At 48.3% G+C, this 3,392-nt stretch carries 2 protein-coding genes; both read right to left on the bottom strand.

Annotation, left to right across the window (positions count from 1 at the left end; genetic code table 11):
- Positions 1–45 precede the first annotated feature (45 nt).
- Positions 46–1,497: a hypothetical protein gene (locus tag BIS10_RS17990; RefSeq protein ID WP_253507419.1), complete on the bottom strand. Its 1,452-nt coding sequence runs from the start codon at positions 1,495–1,497 to the stop codon at positions 46–48.
- On the bottom strand, positions 1,484–3,217 hold the full coding sequence (locus BIS10_RS17985; protein WP_253507416.1) for a GAF domain-containing protein: 1,734 nt from the start codon (positions 3,215–3,217) through the stop codon (positions 1,484–1,486). Before BIS10_RS17985 ends, BIS10_RS17990 begins: the two co-directional genes overlap by 14 nt.
- Positions 3,218–3,392: the final 175 nt, after the last annotated feature.

The raw sequence follows: 3,392 nt of genomic DNA, 5'->3' as shown, positions 1-3,392 counted from the left end.
AGAATCTGGGTGCCGTCCATGTCATACCTCCTGCCGCTGTGGAGGTCATATTCTGGCCCAGCTCAGGGGGCGAATTCCACACCCAACGTCGAAGAGCCACTTAATAACACCCTGGGTATCGGTAACGATAATGGCAAAATCTGACGCTGCATCCAGCACCGAACTCAGTAGGTCATTGCTACTGGCGAGCGCTTTCGTGCGCTGCTCCACTTCGCGCTCTAAATTGCTGTGAGTATGACGCAGACGTTTAAATGCGCTACTAAGCTCCGTCGCCATTTCTTCCAATAAATTTGAAAGCTGTTGAAACTCTACGATGCGGCTGCGAGGTAGTTGTAATGTCTCGCCGCTGCCGATCGTATGGCTTAGCGCCTGTCCACTTTTACCTAATTGCATGAGCGGCTGGGTAATCATACGGCTTAATAGCTCTGCTGCTAAAACCCCTAACCCGATTACCCCAGCTAGCATAAATAAAAGCACAGCGCGGTAAGCCTCCATCGCTCTAATAGTGGGTAATGCAGGAGTTTCTAATAAAATTTGAGCCACCCCATCCACACCCTGGGCAGGCATACGTAAGGTGTACCGCCCTTGCGCAAAGCGGATCGCAGGGTTCTCTAAGCCTCCAGGTAACCACATATTTAAGCGATTATTAACAGGCATAACCTCGTCTCCAGGCCCAAGGGCCAAAGAGTTAAGACTACCTACTTGGCTAAGTAACTCACCATTCCCGCTTAACAAGCCAATACTGACATCATTTCCACCTCGAACCCGACCAATGTGATACATATAACTTTGATCAGCTCCCGGTTCAGATAAACGTTCGATTAACTCGTTACCAAGTGCCAACATAGTTTGATCAACAAACGTCTGTTGGCCCTGCCGCATTGCATGACCTTCATAGAGAATCAAAGGAATGCCCGTCATTAGTGTGACTGACAGTAGCGCACAGAAGAGTAAATGACGCAGGCGCATTAACGATCCAGCAGTAGGCAGCCAAGCACGCTTAGAGAGACCGCAAACAATGATTATGGCACTGGCAATAACAGCGTTTAGCACACCATTTACAAGCTGTTTCAAGTAAACCAGCTGTGTTAACTCTTGGCTCCATCCTAACCAATATGAAAAAAAGATAAAATCAAGAGGTGCCGCTACAACCATCCAATAAATTAGGCTGGCGACGATAAGATTCTTAATTTTATGATGATAAATCCAAGAAACTACGATGGCCTCTAATAAAAACACCATCACAGTGACCGGATTTTGCCAAATAAGGTAGGTATAAAGCCCCGCCACAATACCAATCAGAACAGCAGGCCAAGTACCCAACCAGGCAATCGCCAGCATTACAGCGACAGAGCCAAATACAAAATAAACGTTAAATAGTACCGAAAGCTGCAGCATATTGCCGATAATACCAAGCGCTAGCAGTGCTACTAACAGCCAAAATCCTGTATACGCAGAGGAACCTCCAGGCCAGGTTAGGCGTTCAAGATTTCGCACGATCTCTTTCCTCTACCCAAGGAAACACGACATAAAACGTACTGCCCTTTCCTTCACAGGAAGCAAAACCAATAGTACCGCTCATTTGTTCCGTGATTGCTTTACTGATTGAAAGCCCCAAGCCCATCCCTCCCTTCACACGGCGGTCGCTAGCATCCGATTGCGAGAATTTTTGAAAAATTCTCGCCCTAAAGGCATCAGGTATACCACAGCCAGAATCTTTTACGTTGATACGAACACTTTTATCACACTCATCGCAAAAAATAACGACCTCACCTTTAAGCTGTGAGAATTTTGCAGCATTAGAAAGCAAATTCGCCATAATTTTTTGAAAATGTAATGAATCGACGTTTATTAAACGATCCACAGCTAATGGCAACAAATTAAGCGTTACCCCATACTGAGAGGCGTAGGGCTGATTTTTTTGTACGGTCGCAGTGAGCAGAGTTGCCAACGAGCAAGGCTGACAAATCAAATTTAACGTTCCCGTCAGCAGCTTTTCAATATCCAGGAGATCATTGATAAGCATCCCAAGGCGCTCGCTATTTTTAAGTGCCATCGTCAGCATTTGTTGCGTTTGCGCGGGTATTTCACCAATGGCACCACCCAGCACGAGTTTGAGCCCACCGGTTACAGCCGTGAGTGGCGTGCGAAGCTCATGGCTAACCGTAGATACAAACTCATTTTTCAGCGCATCCACCTGCTGACGCTCTAGCACAGAGCCAATCCAGTGGCTCAAGAGCTTTAGTAAAATCGTGTCTGTTTCAGTAAAGGCTTGGGGCCGAGGCATTGCTGATGAGAAGCTCACTGTCCCAAATAGCTGTTCACCTAGTTGGATGGAGCAACCGATATAGGCTTCAAGGCCAAAGGTGTCGTAGCAAGGGTGGTGTCGCACATCGCTCATACCCACATTATGAACAGCCAGCACCCCATTGCGTTTTAGCGTCATATCACAATAGGTGTTGGCTAACGGCAAACACTGGCCTGCACTAACCGCCACGTCCTTCGGCGCAGTGACAGACACCACCTCGAAAATACCTTTGTTGATCCGGCTGATAATCCCGATTTGCATTTGGAGATGGCGACAGCCTAGCGCTAGGGAGGCCTGCAGTTGCTGAGCAAGGCTGAGCTCGTTCGATGTGCTGATTTCGTTAAGTGATGAAAGCGCCGCTACCAACCTCCGCTGTTGTTGTTCATCTTCCGCTAAGCGACTTCTAGCCTTAGTCACTCGTGACAGCTCATTCTCAAGACCCATCCGATTAACTTCATCTTCAGCGCAAGCCGCAAGATCAATCAACGCCTGGCGCTGGGCGTCGTCTAACCGCCGGGGCTTAGAGTCAATAATACACAGCGTGCCAACCCGAAATCCGTCTGATGTAGTGAGCGGTACACCGGCATAAAATCGAATACCACGACGCGCTGTCACTAGCACGTTATCTGCAAAACGCGGATCTGCACTCGCATCCTCTATTTCAAAAATGCCTTCTTTTTTAATGGCATGAGCGCAAAAGGATTCTTGCCGACAGGTCTGGGTGATCGAAAATCCCTGGCGCGATTTAAACCACTGCCGCTCCTCATCTACTAATGAGACGAGCGCAATCTCTACCCCTAACAGGTGCGTTGCAAGCCGAGTAATTCGATCAAAACGCTCCTCTGGTGGCGTATCTAAAATAGCTAAGCCATGTAGCGCCTGAAGCCGAGCCTGCTCACTCTCCACCATGGTAAAACCTCGCGGGTTACAGACGCTAACGTAATAAACCGGGCGTAGCACTGCTAAGCTCGTTTAGTTAATGTCAATCCTGAATCCGTGAAGCCGGCGCCGACACTTTCCCTATCACCGCCAGCGAGCACTTTTTGATCATTCGCCCCGTGCAAGTTGGCTTTCGCAAGCCCGT

Origin of the sequence: Halomonas sp. 707B3 (assembly GCF_024158645.1) — a bacterium.
GTDB classification, from domain to species: Bacteria; Pseudomonadota; Gammaproteobacteria; order Pseudomonadales; family Halomonadaceae; genus Vreelandella; species Vreelandella lionensis.
The sequence above is the reverse complement of the archived record's forward strand: the minus strand, read 5'-3'. Positions and strand labels throughout refer to the sequence as shown.

What these genes read in the sequence shown, in the direction of transcription:
- BIS10_RS17985 (WP_253507416.1), bottom strand. Translation starts at nt 3,217, where the DNA reads ATGGTGGAGAGTGAGCAGGCTCGGCTTCAGGCGCTACATGGCTTAGCT.